Annotated in this window: 18 protein-coding genes; 15 read left to right on the top strand and 3 right to left on the bottom strand. The window is 64.7% G+C overall.

What is annotated here, in order from left to right; translation table 11 throughout:
- Positions 1-54: 54 nt before the first annotated feature.
- Positions 55-789: a fumarylacetoacetate hydrolase family protein gene (locus CU110_RS14500; RefSeq protein WP_077378569.1), complete on the top strand. Its 735-nt coding sequence runs from the start codon at positions 55-57 to the stop codon at positions 787-789.
- A gap of 17 nt (positions 790-806) precedes the next feature.
- Here the strand turns inward: CU110_RS14500 and speA are convergent, their stop codons facing one another.
- The 3 genes from speA to CU110_RS14485 form a co-directional block, all read right to left on the bottom strand.
- Positions 807-2,705: a biosynthetic arginine decarboxylase gene (speA, locus tag CU110_RS14495; protein ID WP_077378572.1), complete on the bottom strand. Its 1,899-nt coding sequence runs from the start codon at positions 2,703-2,705 to the stop codon at positions 807-809.
- 164 nt (positions 2,706-2,869) lie between these two features.
- The gene (locus CU110_RS14490; RefSeq protein WP_084209458.1) at positions 2,870-3,832 is read right to left on the bottom strand and encodes a homoserine kinase; all 963 of its coding nucleotides are present in this window, start codon (positions 3,830-3,832) and stop codon (positions 2,870-2,872) included.
- Positions 3,833-3,965: 133 nt separating this feature from the next.
- Positions 3,966-4,295 (bottom strand): DUF2782 domain-containing protein, encoded by a 330-nt coding sequence (locus tag CU110_RS14485; RefSeq protein ID WP_084209457.1) that lies wholly within the window; start codon positions 4,293-4,295, stop codon positions 3,966-3,968.
- A gap of 131 nt (positions 4,296-4,426) precedes the next feature.
- Between CU110_RS14485 and polA the strand changes: the two genes are divergently transcribed.
- The 14 genes from polA (at position 4,427) to CU110_RS14405 (ending at position 23,062) form a co-directional block, all read left to right on the top strand.
- Positions 4,427-7,315: a DNA polymerase I gene (gene polA / locus CU110_RS14480; RefSeq protein ID WP_084209456.1), complete on the top strand. Its 2,889-nt coding sequence runs from the start codon at positions 4,427-4,429 to the stop codon at positions 7,313-7,315.
- A 145-nt stretch (positions 7,316-7,460) separates the two neighbouring features.
- Entirely contained in the window at positions 7,461-8,852 is a 1,392-nt protein-coding gene (locus tag CU110_RS14475) for a sigma 54-interacting transcriptional regulator (protein ID WP_240665414.1), read from the top strand.
- Positions 8,830-8,949: a helix-turn-helix domain-containing protein gene (locus tag CU110_RS17350; protein WP_240665413.1), complete on the top strand. Its 120-nt coding sequence runs from the start codon at positions 8,830-8,832 to the stop codon at positions 8,947-8,949. The genes CU110_RS14475 and CU110_RS17350 overlap by 23 nt, the downstream gene beginning before the upstream one ends.
- 451 nt (positions 8,950-9,400) lie before the next feature.
- Entirely contained in the window at positions 9,401-10,537 is a 1,137-nt protein-coding gene (locus CU110_RS14470) for a TRAP transporter substrate-binding protein (RefSeq protein WP_077378590.1), read from the top strand.
- Positions 10,534-11,280, top strand: a complete 747-nt coding sequence (locus tag CU110_RS14465; RefSeq protein WP_077378593.1) for a TRAP transporter small permease subunit — start codon at positions 10,534-10,536, stop codon at positions 11,278-11,280. Before CU110_RS14470 ends, CU110_RS14465 begins: the two co-directional genes overlap by 4 nt.
- Positions 11,264-12,562: a TRAP transporter large permease subunit gene (locus CU110_RS14460; protein ID WP_338079123.1), complete on the top strand. Its 1,299-nt coding sequence runs from the start codon at positions 11,264-11,266 to the stop codon at positions 12,560-12,562. The genes CU110_RS14465 and CU110_RS14460 overlap by 17 nt, the downstream gene beginning before the upstream one ends.
- 90 nt (positions 12,563-12,652) lie before the next feature.
- Positions 12,653-13,276 (top strand): hypothetical protein, encoded by a 624-nt coding sequence (locus CU110_RS14455; RefSeq protein ID WP_127736467.1) that lies wholly within the window; start codon positions 12,653-12,655, stop codon positions 13,274-13,276.
- Between the two features lie 26 nt (positions 13,277-13,302).
- The gene (locus CU110_RS18115) at positions 13,303-16,023 is read left to right on the top strand and encodes a glycine betaine ABC transporter substrate-binding protein (protein ID WP_346427146.1); all 2,721 of its coding nucleotides are present in this window, start codon (positions 13,303-13,305) and stop codon (positions 16,021-16,023) included.
- Between the two features lie 184 nt (positions 16,024-16,207).
- On the top strand, positions 16,208-17,053 hold the full coding sequence (locus tag CU110_RS14435; RefSeq protein WP_084209451.1) for an amino acid ABC transporter ATP-binding protein: 846 nt from the start codon (positions 16,208-16,210) through the stop codon (positions 17,051-17,053).
- Between the two features lie 138 nt (positions 17,054-17,191).
- Positions 17,192-17,977, top strand: coding sequence for a transporter substrate-binding domain-containing protein (locus tag CU110_RS14430; RefSeq protein WP_240665412.1), 786 nt, complete (start codon positions 17,192-17,194; stop codon positions 17,975-17,977).
- A 96-nt stretch (positions 17,978-18,073) separates the two neighbouring features.
- A complete protein-coding gene (locus tag CU110_RS14425) occupies positions 18,074-18,793 on the top strand; it encodes an ABC transporter permease subunit (protein WP_084209450.1) in 720 nt (239 codons plus the stop codon).
- Position 18,794: 1 nt separating this feature from the next.
- Positions 18,795-19,742: an ABC transporter permease subunit gene (locus CU110_RS14420; RefSeq protein ID WP_240665411.1), complete on the top strand. Its 948-nt coding sequence runs from the start codon at positions 18,795-18,797 to the stop codon at positions 19,740-19,742.
- A gap of 492 nt (positions 19,743-20,234) precedes the next feature.
- Positions 20,235-21,476 (top strand): HlyD family secretion protein, encoded by a 1,242-nt coding sequence (locus CU110_RS14410; RefSeq protein ID WP_240665410.1) that lies wholly within the window; start codon positions 20,235-20,237, stop codon positions 21,474-21,476.
- Positions 21,365-23,062 carry a DHA2 family efflux MFS transporter permease subunit gene (locus CU110_RS14405; RefSeq protein ID WP_240665583.1) on the top strand — a complete coding sequence of 566 codons (1,698 nt, stop codon included), beginning with the start codon at positions 21,365-21,367 and terminating at the stop codon, positions 23,060-23,062. Before CU110_RS14410 ends, CU110_RS14405 begins: the two co-directional genes overlap by 112 nt.
- The last annotated feature ends 431 nt before the right edge of the window (positions 23,063-23,493 follow it).

Genomic DNA, 23,493 nt, shown 5'->3' with positions numbered 1-23,493 from the left:
CTCTCATCGATCATCTCTCATTGATCATCCATCACGCCCCGACAGGAGTTCTGCATGCCGCTTGCTCAGCGTTTTACCCCACGTTTCAGCGATGGTCGTGTCTTTGCCCATGATCTCGGCAAGGTGGTGTGCGTGGGGCGCAATTATGCTGCCCACGCCGCGGAGCTCGGCAATGAAGTGCCCAGCGAGCCGTTGCTGTTCATCAAGCCCGCCACCAGCGTGGTGCCCATGGACAAGCCGCTGCCGCTCTCGAAGCGACGTGGCCAGTACCATTACGAGGCCGAGCTTGCGCTGCTGATCGGCAAGCCACTGTGCGAGGCGAGTGAAGACGAGGCGCTGGAGGCATTGGCCGGCATGGGGCTGGCGCTGGATCTCACCCTGCGTGAGCGTCAGAGCAAGCTCAAGGCCAAGGGCCAGCCGTGGGAACTGGCCAAGGCCTTTGACGGCAGCTGTCCTCTGTCCTCCTTCGTCGCGCTGGAAGGCCCGCGCTGGCGTGATGGCGAAGGCGCACTGCATGATGTCGATTTCCAGGCACTGCAGTATCGTTTCGCCATCGACGGCGAGCAGCGTCAGCAGGCGGATACCCGTCTGATGCTGTTCCCTGTCGCGCGGCTGCTCAGCGAGATCAGCCACAGCTTCACGCTGCTGCCCGGCGACGTGGTGCTGACCGGCACGCCGGAGGGCGTTGGTGAGCTGAATCCGGATCAGGCGCTGGCACTGGCGCTGGATGCCCCGGATGGCAGCGGCGAGCTGCTGCGTGTCGAGACACGCACGCGCGGCGTGGCATGATGCCTGGGTCTGAGGGCTCAGCTCTCCAGGTAGGTATATCCTTCCAGACCTGCCTTCAGGTCCTCGAGCAGGTCTGCCTGTTCCAGCGCGTTCAGATTGGATGACTTGAGCTGACGCGCGAGGCGGGCCGCCAGCTGATCCGGGTCGAAGTTCACGTAGCGCAGCACCTGCGCCACGCTATCGCCCTGGATGGCATGGGAAAGCTGCCATTGGCCCTCGTCGTCGAGGCTGGCATCCACGGAATCGGTATCGCCGAACAGATTGTGCAGGTCGCCGAGGATCTCCTGATAGGCGCCGACCATGAAGAAGCCGAGCAGCTTCTCTTCCTCGGCATGCCATTCCGGCAGCGGCAGGGTGGCGTCCAGGCCCTGGTCATCCACATAGGTGTCGATGCGGCCATCACTGTCGCAGGTGATGTCCTGAATCACGCCACGCCGGGTCGGCGCGCGGTCGAGACCGGTCAGCGGCAGAATCGGGAAGATCTGCTCGATGCCCCAGATGTCCGGCAGTGACTGGAACAGCGAGAAATTGACGAACAGCTTGTCGGCCAGCTTCTCGTTGAGCTCATCGAGCACCGCGCGGTGCGAACGCTGGCGCGCATCGAGGCGCCCGGCGAGACTGCGACACACGTTGGTGTAGATGGCCTCGGCCTCGGCACGGATGGCGATGCTCGCCAGCCCCATCACGAAGCGCTCCTGCACCTGATGCTGGGCATGCACCACGGCGTGGTAGATCTCCACCAGCTCACGTGGCTCGAGCGCACCTTCCAGACGCGCGGCTTGTGTCCACAGCGCGGCGATCTGCAGATCATCCTCACGTGGCGTGGGCAGCGGCAGGTCGACACGCTCCTCGCCGATCACGTCCGTCACCAGCACGGCGTGGTGAGCGGTCAGGGCACGACCGGATTCTGAGATGATGTGCGGATGCGGCAGATCATGCGCCTCGCACACCGCGTGGAACGCCCCGACCACATAGTCGGCGTATTCACGCATCGAGTAGTTGAGCGAGCAGGCGCTTTCCGAGCGCGTGCCTTCGTAGTCCACGCCCAGGCCACCGCCGACATCGACGATTTCCACGCCGGCACCGGCTTCATGCAGCCCCTGATAGAAGCGCGCGCACTCGGCCAGGCCGCGCTGGATGTCGCTGATGTCCGCGATCTGCGAGCCGAGGTGGAAGTGGACCAGCTTGAGGCAGTCCAGCGCATCCACTTCGCGCAGGCGCTCGACCAGCGCGACGATCTGGCTCGCCGTCAGGCCGAATTTCGACTTCTCGCCGCCGGTGTTCTGCCAGTTGCCCTTGCCGATGGTGGCCAGGCGCGCGCGCAGACCGATGCGCGGCCGCACACCGAGACGTTCAGCTTCTTCCAGTACCAGTTCCAGCTCGCTGGCCTTCTCGACCACCAGGTGCACGCGGTGGCCGAGCTTCTCGCCCATCAGCGCCAGACGCACGTACTCGCGGTCCTTGTAGCCGTTGCAGACGATGACCGACGGGCCATTGTCCGACAGCGCCAGCACGGCGAGCAGTTCCGGCTTGCTGCCGGCTTCCAGGCCGACACGCCCGCGCGAGCGTTCGCTGGTCGCCAGCAGTTCCTCGACCACGCGGCGCTGCTGGTTGACCTTGATCGGATAGACGGCGGTGTAGCTGGCGCCATAGCCGCGTGAGCTGATGGCGGCATCGAAGGCGGCGCACAGCTGCTCGACCCGGTCATGCAGGATATCGGCGAAGCGGATCAGCAGCGGCAGTCGCAGGCCCTGGGCGCGGGCCTTGTCGATCAGCGAGATCAGCGGCAGCGCAGGCGTACCCGGTTCGCCATGGGGGCGCACCAGCGTCAGGCCATCCTGGCCCACGTCGAAATAGCCGCTGCCCCACTGGTCAATGTTGTAGGTGCGGCGTGCTTCGGCTGCAAAGGAGGTCATCGCGGTCTCCGGAGATGGACGGCGTGAAGGCAAGCCCGGCGGTGCTCAGCGGGTGTGGGCAGCGTCGGAGAAGACAATGGCGCCCGCACGGATGCGGGCGCTCAGGGGGCGCATTATGCCTGCTGGGGAGGCGCAGGCAATCGCTTTGCCACTTGCGTGGGCATTCAGGCCGGCTGGGTGGCGTCGGGCAGCGGCAGGGCGCCTTCCTCGATGCGCCGGCCCAGCAGCTGGCGATACTGTGCCGGGTCCTTCGGCGTCAGGCTGTGAGCGGGCGGGTCCACGTAGACCACCAGCAGGCGTGACAGCCAGTAGCGCAGCGCGGTCATGCGCAGCATGCTCGGCCACAGGCGGCGTTCGTCAGCGTTCATCGGGCGCTCGGCCAGATAGGCGCTGAGCAGGGCGTCATAACGCGCCTGATCCAGACGGCCATCGTCATTGGAGCACCAGTCATTGACCAGAATCGACAGATCGAAGATCAGGTCGCCGGTGCAGCCATTGTAGAAGTCGATGATGCCGCCGAGGCGATCGCCGTCAAACAGGGTGTTGTCGCGGAACAGATCCCCGTGCAGCGCGCCCTGTGGCAGGTCGACGCCACTGAAGACGTCTTCGCAGACATCGATCTCGTCGGCCATCAGTGCCTGGTCTTCCGGGCTCAGATAGGCCAGCACCTTGTGGTGCATCGGCTTGATCCAATGCAGGTCACGGGTGTTGGGGCGCTGGCCGGTGAAGTGCTGCGAGACGGCGTGCATGCGCCCCAGCGCCGCACCGATCTCGCGGCACTGGGCGACATTGGGCGAGACGGGCCACTTGCCCGGCATGCGCGGAAACAGCAACGCCGGCTTGCCTGCCAGCGTCTTGAGCGCCTGACCTTCGCGGTCATGCAGCGGGCCGGGCACCGGCAGCTGGTGGCCGGCGAGGAAGTCGAGCAGCTCGACGAAGAAGGGCAGTTCCTCATGCTCGCCCTGCTCGAACAGGGTCAGCACCATCTCGCGGCGGTCGGTGGTGACGAAGAAGGTCGAGTTCTCGGTGCCGTGGGCGACATCTTCAAGCGATGTCAGCGTGCCTGCATCGTACTCTGCCAGAAATTCTGCGACCTGAGCCTCGCTCAGGGGGGTAAAGACTGCCATGGGTGACTCTTCTCGCCGAAATGTGTCCGCCCCATCAGTGGCGCGCCGCTGGACGGACGCGGCGGCAATGCGCTGACAGGAGTTGTTGTCGGTAGGCAGGAGGGAGACCGTCATGCCCGGGATGCCGAGCTTATCACTTTTTCCGCGCCCAGCCGGGCACCTTGAGCTGACTGGCCTGCGATACGCTGGAACGGGTGAAGTTGCCGTTGCCATCACTGTCGAGCAGGAAGAAGGGCGTGCCCCCCTTGGGGATGATCTCGATGGCGTACAGATGGCCATTGACGCGGTATTCGCGCAGCTGGCGGTCATCCTGCTGACGGCTGGTGACCTGTGGCTTGGGGGCATCACTCTCGGCCACGGCCAGCGGGGCGCCCAGCGCGGTGATGACCAGCAGCAGAGCACTCGCCAGCAGCGTGGGCAGGCGCAGCGTCGGGTGCGGAGCAATCGAAGCAGTCGTGCGCATGGCATTCCTCCTTTAGTGACTGTGCCTCGCCGCAGCCCTTGCGTATCATGACAGCCATTGATGCCGAGAGAGTTTCGGCCCCGACTCTGCTTGCCCCAAGCTCACCCTTCAGCCTACGGATGCGACTGCTCATGGCCGCCACGCCGATCGTTCTCGTCGATGGATCTTCCTACCTCTATCGTGCCTTTCATGCCCTGCCGCCGCTGACCACCTCCAAGGGCCTGCCCACCGGCGCGGTGAAGGGCGTGATCAACATGCTCAAGAGCCTGATCCGCCAGTATCCGGACAGCCCCATGGCGGTGGTGTTCGACGCCAAGGGCAAGACCTTCCGTGATGACATGTACCCCGAGTACAAGGCCCAGCGTCCGCCGATGCCCGATGACCTGCGCCTGCAGGTCGAGCCGCTGCATGCCTGCGTACGCGCGCTGGGTCTACCGCTATTGTGCGTGGAAGGTGTCGAGGCCGATGACGTCATCGGAACTCTTGCGCGACTGGCCACCGAGGCCGGGCGTGACGCCGTCATCTCCACCGGCGACAAGGACATGGCTCAGCTGGTGAATGAGCACATCACGCTGGTCAACACCATGAAGAACGAGACGCTGGACGTGGACGGCGTCACCGAGAAGTTCGGCATTCCGCCCAACCTGATCATCGACTTCCTCGCGTTGATGGGCGACAAGGTCGACAACATTCCCGGCGTGCCGGGTGTGGGCGAGAAGACCGCGCTGGGCCTGCTGCAGGGCATGGGCGGCGGTCTCGACACCATCTACGGTGACCTCGATCGCATCAAGACGCTCAGCTTCCGCGGCGCCAAGACGCTGGCCAAGAAGATGGAAGCGCACCGCGAGGATGCCTATCTCTCCTATCGTCTCGCCACCATCAAGCTGGACTGCGAGCTGGAGCATGGCCTGGATGACCTCGCGATCGCCGCGCCGGATACCGCCGCGCTGGTCGAGCTCTACAAGGAGATGGAGTTCCGCGCCTGGCTGAAGGAGCTGCTGGAAGGCGGTGACATGGCCGCCACCCCGCACGCCGATGAGAAGGACAGCGGTGTCGCCGGCGGTGATCTGTTCGGCGACAGCATCGCGCCCGTCGCGGAGAAGGCCTCCGGCAAGGGCAAGACCGCCGCTGCACCGACGCCTGAGCTGGATGGGGCGGGTGACGAGGACGAGATGCCCGAGGCGCTGCCGCCGCGTGAGGAGCGCAACTACCGCGCCATCACCGAGCAGGCCGAGCTGGACGCGTGGCTGGAGCGTGTGCGCAGCAGCACCTCGCTGTGCTTCGACCTCGAGACCACCAGCCTCAACTACATGGAAGCCGAGATCGTCGGCATCGGCATGGCGCTGGAAGTCGGCGAGGCCGTCTACATTCCCGTCGCCCACAGCTATCTGGATGCCCCCGCGCAGCTGGACCGCAAGGCCGTGCTGGAGGCGCTGACGCCGATTCTGGCCGATGGTGCCATCACCAAGATCGGCCAGAACCTCAAGTACGACATCGAGGTGCTGGCGCGCTATGACATCGCGGTGGCCGGTCCGCTGGCCGACACCATGCTGATGTCCTACGTGCTCAACTCCACCGCGACCCGTCACGACATGGACTCGCTGGCGCTCAAGTACCTGGGCGAGAGCACCATCAGCTTCACCGACATTGCCGGCAAGGGCGCCAAGCAGCTGACGTTTGACCAGATCGCGCTGGAAGAGGCGATGCCCTACGCCTGCGAGGATGTCGACATCACCCTGCGCCTCGCCGCGCTGCTGATGCCGCGCATCGAGAAACTGGGGCGTCTAGGCGAGGTGCTGCGTGATTACGAATACCCGTTGATTCCGGTGCTGGCGCGCATCGAGCGCAACGGCGTCGCGATCGACCCCGAGCGCCTGCACGCCCAGACCCGTGAGCTGACCGAGCAGATCCACGACATCGAGAAGCAGGCCTTTGAGCTGGCGGGCCGCGAGTTCAATCTCTCCTCGCCCAAGCAGCTGGGCGAGATCCTCTTCGAGGAGCAGAAGCTGCCGGTCAAGAAGAAGACCCCCAAGGGCGCGCCGTCCACCGCCGAAGCCGTGCTCGAGGAGCTGGCGCTGGACTACCCGCTGCCCAAGCTGATCATGCGCCATCGCGGCATGACCAAGCTCAAGAGCACCTACACCGACAAGCTGCCGCAGCTGGTCAACCCGACCACGCGTCGCCTGCACACCAGCTACCATCAGGCCGTCACCGCGACGGGTCGTCTGTCGTCGTCTGATCCGAACCTGCAGAACATCCCGGTGCGCAGTGAAGAGGGCCGTCGCATTCGTCAGGCCTTCATCGCACGCCTCGGCTATCGCATCGTCGCGGCGGATTACTCGCAGATCGAGCTGCGCATCATGGCGCACCTCTCCGGTGACAAGGGGCTGCTCTCGGCCTTCGCCGACAACCGTGACGTGCACGCCGCCACCGCCGCGGAAGTCTTCGGTACCGAGGAATCACGTGTCAGCAGTGACCAGCGTCGCAGCGCCAAGGCCATCAACTTCGGGCTGATCTACGGCATGTCCGCCTGGGGCCTCTCGCGTCAGCTGGATATCGACCCTGGCCAGGCCAAGACCTACATCGAGCGCTACTTCGAGCGCTATCCGGGCGTCGCCACCTACATGGAAGACACTCGCCACCTCGCCGCCGAGCAGGGCTATGTCGAGACCATCTTCGGCCGTCGTCTCTACCTGCCGGAAATCGGCTCGCGCAATCACGCGCGTCGCAGTGCTGCCGAACGCACCGCCATCAACGCCCCGATGCAAGGCAGCGCCGCCGACATCATCAAGCGCGCCATGATCGACGTGGACGCCTGGCTGGCGGGCAATGACGGTGACAAGGCGTATGACGCCATGATGGTCATGCAGGTACACGATGAACTTGTCTTCGAAGTCGCCGAAGCGCAGGTCGAAGACTTCATGAAAGACGTCGCGCAGCGCATGCAGAACGCCGCCTCTCTCGATGTCCCGCTGCTCGTCGAAGTCGAGCAAGGCGACAACTGGGAAGAAGCACATTAAATGACCACTGGCTACGTTGATCCTTGGCGGTGGTAGGCCGATGCTGTAGGTGGTGTCCGGTTTTCCGGACGCTGGCTGCGTGTTGGCGCAGCCCATAACAATCAGATCCGGCGGGTGTGGTGGCAGAGGGATACGGTTGCCCACGATGACCGGACACGCCAAGGGAGAGTCGGTGATGGCTCAGCAGATGCCAGTGTCAGGCGCGGCGGGTGGAGCGAAGGCGGCTGCTCCGCTGCGCAACGATTCACCTGCCACCTCGATTCATGTCGAGCGGGCGCGTCGCGAGTTGCTGCGAGCCGCGATGGATGCGGTGGAGGAGTGGGTGGTGGTGGTGGATGCCCAGGGCGGTATCCAGTTTCTGAACGCCCCCTATGCCGAGTTTCTCGGCGTCGAGGCCAGCGAGGTGCTGGGGCGCGATGTCAGCGAGGTGATCGAGAACACCCGCATGCATGAGGTGCTGGAAAGCGGCCGCGCGGAGCTGGCCCAGCTGCAGTTGATTCGTGGCCACCACATGATTGCCCACCGTTACCCCATCTTCCGCGATGGCGAGCTGATCGGTGCCATCGGCTCGGTGCTCTATCACGACACCTGGGAATGGCGGCAGGTGAATGCTCAGGTCCAGGCGCTGGAGGCGGAGGTGGACTACTACCGTCAGGCGCTGGAAACCCCCAACGGCGCGCGCTGGCAGTTGAGTGACATCATCGGGGATTCGCCCGCCATGCGGGAGCTGGCCAGCAAGGTACGCAAGATCGCCCCCGGCGGCGCCTCGGTATTGATCCGTGGCGAGTCCGGTACCGGTAAGGAGCTGTATGCCCATGCGCTGCATCGCAGCTCGGCGCGTGCCAAGGGGCCCTTCATCAAGCTCAACTGCGCGGCGATTCCCGAAGCGCTGCTGGAGGCGGAGCTGTTCGGCTATGAGGAAGGCGCGTTCACCGGCGCGAGGCGAGGCGGCAAGCCCGGCAAGTTCCAGCTCGCGGATGGTGGCACGCTGTTTCTCGATGAGGTTGGTGACATGCCGCTGGCGATGCAGGCCAAGTTGCTGCGCGTGCTGCAGGACCGTGAAGTCGAGGCGGTCGGCGCGACACGGCTGGTCACCGTCGATGTACGAGTCATCGCCGCCACGCACCGCCCGCTGGAGGCGCTGGTCGAGAGCGGCGAATTCCGCGAAGACCTCTTCTATCGCATCAACGTGGTGCCACTGCAGGTGCCGCCGCTGCGCGAGCGCCGTGACGACCTGCCGACCCTGGCCACGCATCTGCTGTCACGTCTGGCGCGTCGTAGTGGCCGTCGTCCGCCGATACTCTCCGAGACCGCGTTGGAGCGCCTGTGTGCCCATCACTGGCCCGGCAACGTGCGCGAGCTGGAAAACGTCCTCGAAGCCGCCTTCTATCTGGGCGGCAGCCATATCCAGCCGACCGATCTGCCGGATGCCATCGGTGCCCGGCATGGCGATGCGCGGCATGGCGATGCCCGCGCTGCGGGAGGCGATGGCGCAGGCGGAGCGCCAGCTGATCGTGGACGCGCTGCGCGCCGCTGAGGGCAATCGCACCCGCGCCGCCCGTCAGCTCGGCATCGCCAAGTCCTCGCTCTACGAGAAGCTCAACCGTCATGGCCTGTTGGCCGAAACGCCCTGATCGAGAGTGGTTTCACCTTCCCGCCACAGACGAGGGGTCAAAGCGTCCGGAAACTCGGTCAATGACCGGAAATCCGGACGCTTTGCGTGTCACGCCACCCCACGCCGTGCCTACCCGCATGGGGTCTGCCTTCCACTATCGGCATATTCGACTGGAGTCGTAGACCGAATTCATGTCAGCGCGCGACCTTGGTCGCAGCCTTGACGACCCGCGTGTCCGGCTTTCCGGACGCTGCCGAGCGTGGATGGCGGCCTTGAGCACATCGTGTGGCTACTCGTGCGTGATTGGCTCTCGTAGCTCTCTGAAATCATTGGAATTGTTGTGGCGTGGTCAGGCGCTTGCGTTGTCAATGGGTAAGTTGACGTAAGCGTCAGCTTGTTGCGTGCCTTATCGCCAGAAAGCATCGAGCCGTACGACCAGCCAGTACAACAACAAATCAGGGAGCCGTGCCATGTTGCATCACGCCACGCCGCGTCACACGACGCCGACTCGTCGCCTGCGCCTCGGAGCCGCCATCGCGGCGGCCGTCGCCACCACCACCTTGATGGCCGCCGCACCTGCTCAGGCGGAAGGGCCGAAGCAGCTCGACGTCGCCAGTACCTTCTCGACCAAGAACTTCCTGGGCGCCGGGGCCGTGCGTCTGTCCGAGGAACTCAAGAGCGCCACCGGCGGTGAAGTCGGTCTGCGCGTGCACGAGCCGGGTGATCTGGTGCCGGCCTTCGAAGTCTTCAACTCCGTCTCTTCCGGCGCGATCCAGGCCGGTTGGGACTGGATGGGCTATTGGGCCGGCACGGTGCCGATCACCAACCTCTACGGTGCGCTGCCGTTCGGCCCGAGCCCGGAAGCCTTCATGTCATGGATGTGGGCCGGTGAGGGCACCGAGCTGATCCAGGCCGCCTATGACCCCTACGGCGTGAAGGTGCTGCCGTGCTTCATCTCCCCGCAGGAGACGGGCGGCTGGTACAACAAGGAAATCAACTCGCCGGATGACTTCAAGGGCCTGTCGATGCGCATCTCGGGCCTCGGCGCCAAGGTGCTCAACAAGCTGGGCGCCTCCACCCAGCTGGTACCGGGCAGCGAGATCTATCTTGCACTGGAGCGTGGCCGTGTCGATGCCACCGAGTTCTCGGTGCCGCAGGTCGACCAGGCGATGGGCTTCAATGAAGTCGCCAAGTACTACTACTTCCCGGGTTGGCACCAGAGCGCCAGCTGGTTCTCGCTGTTGATCAACCAGCAGGTGTGGGACAGCTACAGTGACCAGCGCAAGGCGCAGTTCCAGACCGCCTGCCGCGCGACCCTGCAATGGGCGATGGCCGAAGCGCCGCCGGCTCAGGTACGTGCGATCCATGAGCTCGAAGCCAAGGGTGTCGAGGTCAAGCGCTTCCCGGAACCGGTGATGACCGCGCTGCAGAAGGCATGGGGGGAAGTGCTGGAAGAAGAGAAGCAGACCAATCCTGACTTCGCCAAGGCCTACGATTCGCTGATGAAGCATGCCGCATTGATCGACGAATGGTACGAGCTGCAGGCCATGCCGCAGCCGATGGCCATGAAGCAGGCCGGTGACGCTGAGGAGGGTAGCGCCCAATGACCGACCCCCGCCTTGCGCCCTGGCGGGCACAGGGCGGGGCGGTGTGTGACGCCCTGGGCCGACCGCTGGTCGGCCTGGGGCTATGGGTGGGTCGCCTGACCAGCTGGTTGGGTCTGGCGATCATCCTGGCCGTGCTCACCACCGTCACGCTCAACGCCCTGGGCATCAATGAAATCGCCAACTGGGGGTCGCCTGACGTGCTGCTGTTCGGCACCGCGATCACCATCAATTCCGTCACCGAGCTTCAATGGCATCTGTTCGGCCTGCTGACGCTATTCGGTGGCACCTATGCCTTGCACAGCGACACGCATGTGCGGGTCGATCTGTTCTACCAGCGCCTCTCGCCGCGTGGGCGCGCCGTGGTCGATATCCTCGGCCACCTCATCATGCTGATTCCCTTCTGCCTGCTGATCGCCTGGCTGTCCAAGCACTTCGTCACCATGTCCTACATGTCCGGCGAGAAGTCCAACTATGGCGGGCTGGTGGACCGGTACCTGATCAAGGCGATGCTGCCGACGGGTCTGGTGTTTCTCGCCCTCGGCGCACTCGGGCAGATCTTCGAGAATCTGGCTTGCCTGTTCGACCCGGCGCGCACTCCTGAACGCCTGAAGGACCATGAGATTGCCAGTCTTGCCGGCCTTGCACCTCAGGCAGGCAAGACGCAGGACACCGCTGCACACGAGACGGCCGGCACGACGGCACCCAAGGATCAAGCAGACGGGAGCCATGACGATGCTCGCTGAATACGCCTTGCCCATCACCATGGTGGTGGCACTTCTGATCGGTATCTTCTCCGGCTACCCGGTGGCCTTCCTGCTCGGCGGGCTGGGTATCCTGTTCGCCTTCATCGGTGACATTCCGCTGCCGTTTCTCGGCACCGTCGGCTCGCGCATCTTCGGCGGGGTGATCGAGAACTGGCTGCTGATCGCGATTCCACTGTTCGTGTTCATGGGGCTGATGCTGGAAAGCTCCGGGGTGGCGCGCAATCTGTTGATGACGCTGCAGCGCCTGTTCGGTCGCGTGCATGGTGGTCTGGCCGTCTCGGTGGCGCTATTGGGCGTGGTGATGGCCGCCAGTACCGGCATCATCGGTGCCTCGGTGGTCATGCTGGGCCTGCTGGCGCTGCCGGTGATGCTGGGGCAGGGCTACAAGGCCGAGATGGCCTGTGGGGTCATCGCGGCCTCCGGCACCCTGGGCATCCTGATTCCGCCCTCGATCATGCTGGTGCTGATGGGCTCCATCCTGCAGATCTCGGTGGGGGCGCTGTTCAAGGCGGCGCTGATTCCGGGGCTGATGCTCGGCGCGCTCTACGTGGCCTATCTGCTGATCACCGCCAAGCTGCGCCCGGACTGGGCACCGCTGCCGGACCAGTCGCTGCTCGGTACCGACAAGACACCGCTGCCGCTGGCGCTGCTGCGGGATCTGCTCGGCCCGATGGTGCTGATCGTCGCGGTGCTGGGCTCGATCATGACCGGTATTGCCACGCCCACCGAGGCCGCGGCCATCGGCGCGGGCGGCAGTCTGCTGCTGGCGCTGGTGATGGGCGGGCTGTCCTTCGACACCCTGCGCAACACGCTGCGCGATACCTCGCGGACCAGCGCGATGATCCTGTTCGTCGTCATCGGCGCGACCTGCTTCTCGGTGGTCTTCAAGCGCCTGGGCGGCGACTATCTGATCGAGGATGTCATCACCGGCACCGGCCTGGGTCCCTACGGCCTGCTGTTGCTGCTGATGGGACTGATCTTCGTGCTCGGCTTCTTCCTGGAGTGGATCGAGATCAGCTTCGTGGTGCTGCCGCTGGTGGCGCCGGTGGTCGAGGCGCTGGACTTCGGGCTCGGGCTTTCCGGCCAGGGGCTGCTGGTATGGTTCGCGATTCTGGTCGCCATCAATCTGCAGACGAGTTTCCTGACCCCCCCTTCGGCTACGCATTGTTCTATCTCAAGGGCATCACCGCCGGGCAGGTCTCCATCGGCACCATCTATCGCTCGATTCTGCCCTTCGTCGGCCTGCAGCTGGCGGGGTTGATCCTGTGCATGCTGTTCCCCGCGCTGGTGCTGTGGTTGCCGGGGCTGATGCCGTGAGTGATCGGCAGAGCGATCCATCAGGGAGAACGAGATGCTGCCACGACGCAGGGTATTGATTGCGGGGCAGGGGGAATGGCTGGAAGCCATGGCGCGCACCTTCCTGGAAGATGGTGCCATCATCGCCCTGATGAGTACCGCGCAGACGGATCTCGAGCGCGTGCTGGACGCGCTGGGCGGCGAGCAGTCGGATCGCTTCGGTCAGGTGGTGGGCGAGGGCTGTTTCGAGGTGCTGGTGGCGCGTCTCGGCCGTCTCGACGTGCTGGTCTGCATGCCGCCGCAGGCCGTGGCCGGGCAGTCGCTGGAGGCGTGTCTGGTCGCGCAGGTCGCCGGGCCCGGCGCCTTGCTCAAGGCGGCCTGTGCACGCATGTTGCGCCACGGTGGACGCCTGCTGGCCGTCGCGCCGCCGCTGTCCTCGCCGCTGCCCTCGCCGCTGTCCTCGCCGCTGCCCTCGCAGGAGCATCACGGCACTGCCATGGCGCAGGCGGCGCTGGGTGAGTTGATCCAGCGCCTCGCGCTGCGTGCCCCCGACAGGGTGCGCGCCAATCTTCTGTGTCCCGAGGGCAGCCGACCGGATGCCGTGGCGGAGTGCGCGCGCTTCCTGGCCGGTGGTGCCGGGCGCGCGCTCAACGGTCAGGTCCTGCACCTGACCGACTGATATCCCCCAGCCGTGGAGAACATCGAGTGCCCAGCGCCCCCCTTTCCGTCTGCCTGACAGACTCCGGACGACAACTGCAGCTGAGCCACCCCGAGGGTGATCTGACCCTCGAGGCGCTCTGGCTGCGCGAGCGGAGTCCTGATGACGCGACTCTCGATTCCCTGACCGGTCAGCGCCTGATCGAGGCGGCGGATCTGCCGCTGGATCTGCGCCTGAGTGAGGCGCAGCTCGACGGCGATACGCTGTCGCTGGCCTTCAGCGACGGCCACGCGGTGAGTGTCTCGTCGTCGGCTCTGCTGGCGGAGTGTCGCGCGCCACAGGCCTACCAGGGCATGACGTTCTGGAAGGGGGATCTCGCCCAGCTGCCCGAGGCTGACTTCGCGGCAGCACTGGACGATGACGCGGCCTTGCTGGACATGCTCGAGCAGTTGCAGCGCTTCGGCTTCGTGCGGGTCAGTGGCGTGCCGGATCACGAAGATGGCATGCAGAGCCTGATCCATCGCATCGGACCGCTGCGACGCACCAACTGGGGCGGCATCGCCGACGTGAAATCCGTCGCCAACGCCTACGACCTCACCATGACCCAGCGCGGGCTGGAGCCGCATACCGACAACCCCTATCGCGATCCGATTCCCGGCTATATCTGGCTGCACTGCCTGCGCAATGCCGCCCTGGGGGGTGACAGTACGCTGGTGGACGGGTTCAGCGCGGCGGAGCATCTGCGTCGTGAAGACCCCGAGGCCTTTGCCTGCTTAACCGAGGTCACGCCCGGATTCCGCTATCACGATGCCACCACGCGGCTGGAGAGCGAAGGCCCCTTGATCGAGCTGGACAGTCGGGGGCAGGTGGCCCGTGTGCGCTTCTCCAATCGTACCGAGCGGGTGCCGGCGTTGCCGAGCGCGACCCTGCGCCGTTACTACGCGGCCCGTCAGGCGTTCTACCGCCTGATTGCCGGTGACGACTTCACGCTGCATCTCAAGCTGGCGCCGGGCCAGATGCTGATCATGGACAACTACCGGCTGTTCCATGGTCGCAGTGCCTTCCAGCTGGAAGGCGGCATCCGCCACATGCGTCAGGGCTATGTGGATCGCGACTCCACGGCCAGCCGCCGCCTGCTGCTGGCCGATCAGCTTGCCGATCAGCTCAGCGGTCAGCCGGACAACCAGGCGCGCTTTCGCAGCTTCGCGGAAAGCACGCATGCCGAATGGGCGCTGATCGATGCGCACTTCCGGGAGTATCAGTCCGATGCCTGTCGGCGCGTGATCGCCCACCTGGGCTGCCTCCAGGGAGATCACCATGGCTATCCGGTGGATCGCTACGAGCACTGCCTGCAGACGGCGACCCGCGCCTTGCGTGCCGGCGCCGATGAGGAGATGGTGGTCTGCGCGCTGTTGCACGACATCGGCGATGATCTCGCACCGGCCAATCATGCCGAGATCGCCGCGGGTATCCTCGAACCGTTCATCGATCCGCTCAATGTCTGGATGATTCGCCATCACGAGCTGTTCCAGGGCTATCACTACCGGGAATACTTCGGCCAGGACCGCCATGCACGTGATGCCTACGCCCACCACCCTGCCTATGAGCGCACCGTGCGCTTCTGTGACGAGTGGGACCAGACCAGCTTCGACCCCGAATACGACACCCTGCCGCTTGCGCATTTCCTCCCGATGCTTGCGCGCGTGATGGGGCGTGAGCCCTTTGGCGGCCTGCCGAAACTGGTGGCAGCGCCATCGGCGCGACCGGTGCTGACAAGGAACGACAAGATGAAGCGACCCCTGACCTGCCTGACCTCTTCCCCGTTGCGCGGCACCCGCCGCGGACTTCTCACGCTCGGTGCACTGCTGCTCAGTACGGCGCCGCTGGCGGCTTCTGCCCAAGACACGGACGACGCCTTGACGCTCATCGTGCCGCCCTGGCCCGGTGTCAGCGTCAAGAGCGAGATCGTCGCCCAGATTCTCGCCCCCATGGGCTATGACGTGGAGCGGCAGGAAGTCAGCTCCACCGTCGGTTACAACACCCTGACCACCGGCGACAGCGATGCCTTCCTCGCCGGCTGGCTGCCGGCCCAGAAGGACAGCTACGACGCGGCCATGGCGGCCGGCGCGATCACGGATCTCGGCAACAACGTCACCGGTGCCCGGATGGGCTTCGCGGTGCCGGGCTATGTCTATGACGCGGGTATCCACAGCGCGGCGGATCTGGCCGCCCACGCCGATGAATTCGATGAGACCATCTACTCCATCGAAAGCGGCTCCACCATCAGCGACATGCTCAACGGCGCCATCGACGACGATGTCTATGGGCTGGGTGACTGGGATGCGATGGAATCCTCGACGCCGGGGATGCTCAGTGAAGTGCGCGCCGCCGAGCGCGAGCAACGCTGGATCGCCTTCTACGGCTGGACGCCGCACTGGATGGTGCCGGAATTCGACACCCATATCCTGGAAGACCCGGAATCGGTCTTCGGTCCTGACAACGGCGCCAGTGACGTCAAGACCGTCGTGCGGACCGCCTACGCCGAGGCCAATCCCAACCTGACGCGCTTTCTCGATCAGCTGGTCTTCAGCTCCGATGAGCAGAGCGCCTTCATCCTCGACTACAGCCTGAACGAGCGTGACCTCGATGAGGTGGCGCACGACTGGCTCGTCGCCCACCCGGAGCGTCTGGCGGAGTTTCTTGCCGGCGTGACGACCCGCGATGGCGAAGATGCCGTCGCTGCCGTGAACGCCAGCCTGCAAGACTGACGTAGCCTCCCTACCGCGATGACGGCATGGGGTCGCTTCGGTCAGGCAGTCGCGCAGCGCATCAAAGTAGTGCGTCATGCCGATCCCCGCTGCACGGTGCCCCATCCCAAGCCAGCCACAGCCACCCACTTGTGAGTCGCTCATGACTATCTCGCCCTCGAACGTATCTCCCATGACCCGCTCGATGAAAGCAGACAGCAACGGCATCTCTCAGCCTCAGGAAGTCTGCCTTGAAGGCAGGGCAGGGCCCTCGCGATCCTCATCGAATCGGGTCATCGTCGAAGCCAGCAACATCGTCAAGCACTACGGTGATCTGGCAGTGCTGCATGACGTGTCATTGCGCGTGACGGAAGGCAGTGTCACCACCATCATCGGCGCCAGTGGCTCCGGCAAGAGTACCTTGCTGCGCTGCATGAATCTGTTGGAACGCCCCAACAGGGGGGAGCTGTCGATCGCCGATGAGCATCTACGTTTCGATCGCGACAGCCATGGTGGCCTCATCGGGCTGGATCGTCGTCAGATCCAGCGCCTGCGCTCCAAGGTCACCATGGTCTTCCAGCAGTTCAATCTGTGGCCGCACCTGACCGTGCTCGGCAACGTCACCGAAGCGCCGATGCGCGTGAAAGGCAAGTCTCGGCGTGAGGCGACTCGCATCGCGGAACATTACCTGGAGCGGGTCGGCATGCTGGAGCGCGCCGACAGCTATCCGGCGTTTCTCTCCGGGGGGCAGCAGCAGCGAGTCGCGATCGCGCGTGCGCTGGCAATGGAACCGCGTGTCCTGCTCTTTGATGAGCCGACATCCGCTCTGGACCCGGAGCGGGTCAGTGAAGTGCTCAGTGTCATCCGCAGTCTCGCCGATGAAGGACGCACCATGCTGATGGTGACCCACGAAATGGCCTTCGCCAGAGAAGTGTCCGACCAGATCGTTTTCCTCGATGAAGGCCGAGTCGGGGTGGCAGGCAGTCCGGCGGAGGTCTTCGAGCAGACCCGCCATGAACGCTGCCGACGCTTCATCGCACCGGCAGCTTGAGGAGGCCTCCACTGAATTGCCCCGGCATGGACTTCCCCACCATGCCGCTGATGGAACCACAACAATTGCCAGGAGATGGCCTGATGATCTTGATGAACGATGCTGGATTCGCTGCCAAGATACCTTCACTGACCGCGCGTGGAACGCGTTCTGCCTCGACTTCCACATCTGCGCTGCGCACTGGGTGGCCTGACGCTTGGCGCCGCCCAGGTGCACGCCGCCGACACTCTCAAGGTCGGGATCTCCGCCGAACCTTACCCGCCCTTTACCTATACCTCCGCCAGCGGCGAGTGGACCGGCTTCGAGGTCGAGCTGGCCAACGCGATCTGTGACGCCATGCAACGTGAGTGCGAGATTACCCCCACAGGCTGGAGCGGCATCATTCCTTCGCTGAAGGCCGGGCGTATCGACATGATCATGAATTCGATGACCATCACCAATGCTCGCGAGAAGGTTATCGACTTCAGCATTCCCTATTACCATTCATCGGGTGCCTATGTGGCCGCCAGCGACCTGGATATCGATATTCCAGAAGGCCTGGATGGCATGGTTCTCGGTGCCCAGGCGGCGACCACCCACGCCAACTTCGCGCGCCGGGCATTGAGGGACAGCGGTGTCCAGGTGCGCCTCTATGACCAGCAGGAGCAGGCCAACAGTGACCTGTTTTCCGGTCGGGTGGATGTGATTCTGGCAGACGAGATCGCCATGAATGCGCTGATCAAGCGCGAGGAGGCACACGGCTTCGAGATCAAGGCGACCACGCCGCAGCACCCGGCCTATGGCGAGGGGGTCGGCATCGGGATTCGCAAGGAAGAGGGGGCGCTGAAGGCGGCGATCGATGATGCCATCCAGAAGGTCTACGCGGACGGTACCTGCACGGCGCTGTCGAACAAGTACTTCGATACCGACGTCTGCCTGGGCTGATCACGAGCGTGCTGGCCCGATGGCTGGTGTCGTCTGGCCAGCACGCTTCCCGTAGTGCCTTCCTCCTATTCACCTGATACGACAAGGCTTCTGATCATGTCCCAGTTTGCCCAAGAAGGGCTTGCCGATTGGGCCGGCCCTATCCTGTCCGGTGCCGTCACCACCTTGCAGATCGCCTTTGCTGCCTATGCCATCGGGTTGCTGCTGGGGTTGGTCGGCGCAGCGGCAAGACTCAGCCCATGGGCGGTGCTGCGGGCGCTTGCCACCAGCTACTCGACCGCCGTTCGCGCGGTGCCGGAACTGCTGCTGATCATCCTGCTGTATTACGGTGGCTCCCAGGCACTCACTGCGCTCATGAACGCGCTGGGTGTCGCGGGCCAGATCGAGATCAGTGGCTTCGTCACTGCCGTCGGCGTGCTGGCCTTCGTCCAGGGGGCCTACATGACCGAGGTCTTCCGGGGCGCCATTCTGGCCATTCCCAAGGGCCAGCTCGAGGCCGCCGATGCCTATGGCTTTTCTCCGCTGGCACGGTTTCGCCATATCACGCTGCCCGGCATGCTGCCCAATGCACTGCCCGGCATGTCAAACCTGTGGCTGATTCTGATCAAGGACACGGCGTTGATCAGTGTCATTGGCTTCAGTGAGCTGTTCTTCACCGTGCAACAGGCGGCGGCCAGCACGCGCGACTACTTCCTGTTCTACAGCGTGGCAGGACTTCTGTATCTGCTGATGACGCTGACCTCGAGCCTCGCGTTCGGCCGGCTGGAGCGCTACGTGCGCCGTGGCGAGCCCGTCATTTCTGCCCAGGAGGCGTGATATGGACTTCAGCTGGTTGTCGGACCCCTACTATCAGGAATCATTGTGGCGGGGGTTGTTCAATACCCTGTTGTTGCTGGTGGTGTCGGCCGTGCTGGGTTTCACGCTGGCGGTCGGCATGGCATTGGCGCGCATCAAGGGCCCCAGGCCCCTCGCTTGGCTAGCCAATGGCGTGACCATCGTGATGCGAGGCACGCCCCTGCTGGTGCAGTTGTTCTTCTTCTATTACGGCATCGGTCGGCTGCTGGAAGGCATCCCCGGCATTCGCGAGAGCCTGTTCTGGGGCGTTCTGCGTGACCCGTTCTTCTACGCCACCCTGACCTTCACCCTCTCGGTGGGCGCCTATACCGGCGAAGTCCTGCGCGGTGCGCTGCTCAGCGTGCCACCGGGTGAGCGGGAAGCGGGGCGTGCCTTCGGCATGAGGCCCTTCCAGGTCTTCACTCGCCTGTGGTTGCCGCGTGCCATCCAGCTATGCCTGCCGACCCTGACCGGCGAGATGATCCTGCTGCTCAAGTCGGTGCCGCTGGTCTCGACGATCGCGATGATGGACCTGCTGCAGGTCGCCAACATCATTCGTGACGAGAACTTCCTCACCTACGAGCCGCTGCTGTTCATCGGTGCCATCTACCTCGTGCTGACCATCGTGCTGACCCTGTGTCTGCGTCAGGTGGAACTCAACTTCCCCGGTGTGCGCGCCCAGGCACGCAATGGCGGGTGGTTATCACGACTGCGTCCGGCAGGTTCCGGCCCCGAAACCCGCGATGAAGACGCGCACGCAGCGCCTGACGTGTGGTCGCAGGCTTTCCGGGTCGGCCGGTTCGGGGAAGCTGCCCAGCAGGGCATCGACATGCAGCGGGTTGAGCAGCATGCCGGTCAGCAGGTTGGCGGCGGCCAGCGGTTCCTGCCCGAGGCCGGAGCCTGGCAAGTGGCCCTCCGCCACCTGTCGTGACAGGTAGCCAGCCAGCCGCTGGCGCGTCAGCTTGGGGCCATTGTCGAGGAAGAGCTTGCCGAGCTGCGGGTTGCGGCCGCTCTCGAAGGCGAGGCCACGAAACAGCCGGATCAGCTGTGGTTCGAGGGCCAGTGTCAGCATCGCCATCCCGAAGTGTTCCAGGGCCTCGTCGACGCGACGTGCCTCATTGACCTCGTGATCCATCACCGACCATACCGACTGTGCTTCCTGCTGCATCACGGCGAGGAACAGCCCCTCCTTGTTGCCGAAATTCCGATAAAGCGTCGTCAGTGATCCGCCGGCCTCCCGTGCGATCTCGTTGATGCTGGTCGCGGCGTAGCCATTTTGCAGGAAGTGTTCTCTGGCGACTTCCCGCTGGCGTCTGCGGCGGGCTTCCCCGCGCGGCGAGGTGCGGGATGTGGCGGTGTCCGGAGCACACCGTCAGACGGTTTCCCTGCCTGTCACTGACAGGCAGCAACAGAGAGTCGCCGTATGAACAAGGCAGGCAAGGGCGCAGTGGCGCTCCTCGTGGTGGCGGGCGTGATCGCGGGTGGCGTGATGGGAGTCGAGTGGTGGCAGGTCGGGCGCTTCATGCAGGAGACTGACAATGCCTATGTGCGGACCGACAGCGTGCCGGTACGTTCCGAGATCACCGCGCGCGTGACGCGCATGCTGGTGCATGACAACCAGCCGGTGAAGAAAGGGCAGTTGCTGGTTCAGCTGGACGATGGGGATGCCAGGGCCAACCTGGATCAGGCGAGCGCCGCACTCGACAAGGCGCGCACCGGGGAAGTCCAGGCCGAGCGTCAGCTGGATCTGCAGAGCGCGAAGATCGATGAGGCCAAGGCGGCCCTGGCCTCGGCCAAGGCCGAGCGCGATCAGGCCGCGCTGCATCTCAAGCGCTCAAGAAGTCTGGAGAGCCGCAGCTATGCCTCGCGGCAGTCCCTTGAAGATGACCAGGTGACCCTGCGCACCGCCGAGGCCAGCGTGGCGCAGCAGCAGGCGTCGCTGGTCTCCGCGCGTCAGCAACTCGAGGTCTACAAGGCACAGCTGGACTCGGCCCGTGCCGAAGTGGTGTCAGCGGCGGCGGATCTCGCCTACGCGCGCCACCAGCTGGAGAAGACCTCGATTCGTGCGCCCCAGAACGGCGTGGTCGGCAATCGCAGTGTCGAGGTCGGCACCATGGCCAGCGCCTCGCTGACCCTGATGCAGCTGGTGCCGGTGGAAAGCGCCTACGTGGTGGCCAACTACAAGGAAACCCAGACCGAGCGCATGCGAGTCGGGCAGCCGGTCCACCTTGAGGTGGATGCCTACCCGGACATCGAATTCGAGGGGGTGGTGGACAGCCTCGCGCCGGCGACCGGCACCGAGTTCAGCCTGCTGCCGACGGACAATGCCACCGGCAACTTCAACAAGATCGTCCAGCGCGTGCCGGTGCGTATCCGCCTGACCGGCCCGGAGGCGGCATTGCCACGCCTGCGGGCGGGGCTGTCGGTCGTGCCGTCCATCGACACCCGTGAGCTGCCGGAGACCGGCACCTATGCGGCCAGTCCCCGGCTGGTGCTGCCAGTGACATGCCGTCGCGCCGTCAGCAGATCGGCTTCATCGCGGCGGTGTTCGGCATGTTCATGGCGATCCTGGATATCCAGATCGTCGCCAGCTCGCTCAATGAGATCCAGGCGGGCCTGGCGGCCAGTCCCGAGCAGGTCTCCTGGATCCAGACCAGCTATCTGATCGCCGAGATCGTGATGATTCCGCTCTCGGGCATGCTGGCGCGCATCTTCTCGACCCGCGTGGTACTGACCGTCTCGGCGCTGGGGTTCACGCTGGCGAGTCTGGGCTGTGCATTGTCCACCTCGCTTGAGGCGCTGATCGTGCTGCGTGCGGTCCAGGGCTTCATGGGCGGGGCGATGATTCCGCTGACCCAGGCCGTGAGCTTCTCGATCTTCCCGCGACGCAAGATGGGCACCATTCAGGCGGTGATCGGCCTGGTGGCGACCATGGCGCCGTCCATCGGTCCCACCGTCGGTGGCTATCTGACCGAGTATTTCAGCTGGCACTGGCTGTTTCTGGCCAATCTGCTGCCGGGCATCCTCGTGGCCAGTCTGGTGTGGCGCAATCTGGAGATCGACAGCGGTGATCGCGGACTGCTCAAGCGTCTGGACACGCTGGGACTGTCGTTGATGGCGGTGTTTCTCGGCAGCCTCGAATACGTGCTGGAGGAGGGGCCGGGAGATGACTGGTTCGCCAGCACCCCCATCCTGCTGTGGGCCATCGTCTGTGCGCTGAGCTGCGTGGGCTTCTTCTGGCGCGTGCTGAGTGCTGACAACCCCATCGTGGATCTGCGCGTGTTCAAGAATCGCAACTTCGCGCTCGGCGCGCTGGTCGGCTTCTGGCTGGGCGTGGTGCTCTACGGGCTGGTCTATCTGGTGCCGCTGTTCCTCGGCAGCGTGCGTGGCTTCTCGAGCCTGCAGATCGGCGAGGTGATGTTCGTGGCGGGCGTGGCGATGTTCCTGATGGCACCGCTGTCGGGCAAGCTCTCCGATCTCATCGATCTGCGCCTGATGATGTTCATCGGTCTGGTGCTGACCGGTGTCGGCACCGGCATGAATGCCCATCTGACGTCGGGCTCGGGCTACAACGAGTTCTTCTGGCCGCAGGTCATCCGTGGCGTGGGCCAGATTCTGGTGCTGCTGTCGGTGTCACGCCTGGCGATGGGACGACTGGCACCCCACGAACTGGGCAACGGCAGTGGCCTGTTCAACGTGATGCGCAACCTGGGCGGCGCGGTGGGTCTGGCGCTGATCGATACCGTGCGCGACTGGCGGGAGGACTACCACTGGAACCAGCTGATCGGCTCCATCGACCAGAGCCGCCAGGTGGTGATCGACCAGCTGGCCAGCTATCAGGTGACCTTCTCGGGCCTGACCGACCCCTGGCAGGCGGGCGTCGCGATGATCGCGCAGCGCATCAGTCTTCAGGCCGAGGTGCTGGCCTTCGACAATATCTTCCTGTGGCTGGGCGCGGTCTATGTGGTGGGCAGTGTCGTGGTGATCGCCTTCCGTCGCCCGGAGAGCGAGGGCAGTGACGAAGGCGTCGCCGTTGTGCTGCTCGCCGTTGTACTGCTCGCCAGTAATGCGCCAGGCCAGTCGCAGGCCCCACAGGCAGGCCAGTGCCAGCAGCACGGCGCGAAGATCATTGGCCCAGGTGAGGTTGATGCCGTCACCGCGCAGCAGCGTCATGGTGGTGGCGGAGAGGCCGAGGAACACGCCGAGCCCGCCCAGCGGAATCAGGCTCAGCGAGAGATGCCACAGGCGTGACAGCGTCGCCTTGCCCCCCATCAGCCAGTTGCCAAGCAAGAGCGGCAGGCTGGTGAGTGCGCCCAGCAGACCGCCGCCCACCACGATCCACAGCGTGATCAGACTGCCATCGAGCAGATTGAAGACATCGTTGTGCTCGGGATAGTTGGTCAGGATCCAGGTGGGCAGGGTGGTGGTCAGCGGCCACATCAGGTCATGCTCGATCAGCCAGACGGCCAGCTGCTGCTTGAGCGCGACGAACCACGGGCTGGCGCTCCAGCTGAAGGCGCCGATGGCGATGCCGAGCAGGCCGAACACCAGCACCGAGTAGTGGGTGAAACGCACCGGCTGCGGCGGTTCGACCAGCTCCACGCCCGGCGACCGCCATTCCAGCTGCATCGCGTCCTTGTAGCCACTGCAGCGCCCGCAGACATGGCAGTCGCCGGCACTGT

The organism is Cobetia sp. ICG0124 (genome assembly GCF_004006355.1).
GTDB lineage: Bacteria > Pseudomonadota > Gammaproteobacteria > Pseudomonadales > Halomonadaceae > Cobetia > Cobetia marina.
Note: the sequence above shows the minus strand (reverse complement) of the source record. Positions and strands in the feature narration are given on the sequence as shown.

Coding starts and splice junctions, on each gene's coding strand:
- CU110_RS14500 (WP_077378569.1), top strand. CDS start 55: ATGCCGCTTGCTCAGCGTTTTACCCCACGTTTCAGCGATGGTCGTGTC.
- speA (WP_077378572.1), bottom strand. CDS start 2,705: ATGACCTCCTTTGCAGCCGAAGCACGCCGCACCTACAACATTGACCAG.
- CU110_RS14490 (WP_084209458.1), bottom strand. CDS start 3,832: ATGGCAGTCTTTACCCCCCTGAGCGAGGCTCAGGTCGCAGAATTTCTG.
- CU110_RS14485 (WP_084209457.1), bottom strand. CDS start 4,295: ATGCGCACGACTGCTTCGATTGCTCCGCACCCGACGCTGCGCCTGCCC.
- polA (WP_084209456.1), top strand. CDS start 4,427: ATGGCCGCCACGCCGATCGTTCTCGTCGATGGATCTTCCTACCTCTAT.
- CU110_RS14475 (WP_240665414.1), top strand. CDS start 7,461: ATGACCGGACACGCCAAGGGAGAGTCGGTGATGGCTCAGCAGATGCCA.
- CU110_RS14470 (WP_077378590.1), top strand. CDS start 9,401: ATGTTGCATCACGCCACGCCGCGTCACACGACGCCGACTCGTCGCCTG.
- CU110_RS14465 (WP_077378593.1), top strand. CDS start 10,534: ATGACCGACCCCCGCCTTGCGCCCTGGCGGGCACAGGGCGGGGCGGTG.
- CU110_RS14460 (WP_338079123.1), top strand. CDS start 11,264: ATGACGATGCTCGCTGAATACGCCTTGCCCATCACCATGGTGGTGGCA.
- CU110_RS14455 (WP_127736467.1), top strand. CDS start 12,653: ATGCTGCCACGACGCAGGGTATTGATTGCGGGGCAGGGGGAATGGCTG.
- CU110_RS14435 (WP_084209451.1), top strand. CDS start 16,208: ATGAAAGCAGACAGCAACGGCATCTCTCAGCCTCAGGAAGTCTGCCTT.
- CU110_RS14425 (WP_084209450.1), top strand. CDS start 18,074: ATGTCCCAGTTTGCCCAAGAAGGGCTTGCCGATTGGGCCGGCCCTATC.
- CU110_RS14420 (WP_240665411.1), top strand. CDS start 18,795: ATGGACTTCAGCTGGTTGTCGGACCCCTACTATCAGGAATCATTGTGG.
- CU110_RS14410 (WP_240665410.1), top strand. CDS start 20,235: ATGAACAAGGCAGGCAAGGGCGCAGTGGCGCTCCTCGTGGTGGCGGGC.
- CU110_RS14405 (WP_240665583.1), top strand. CDS start 21,365: ATGTTCATGGCGATCCTGGATATCCAGATCGTCGCCAGCTCGCTCAAT.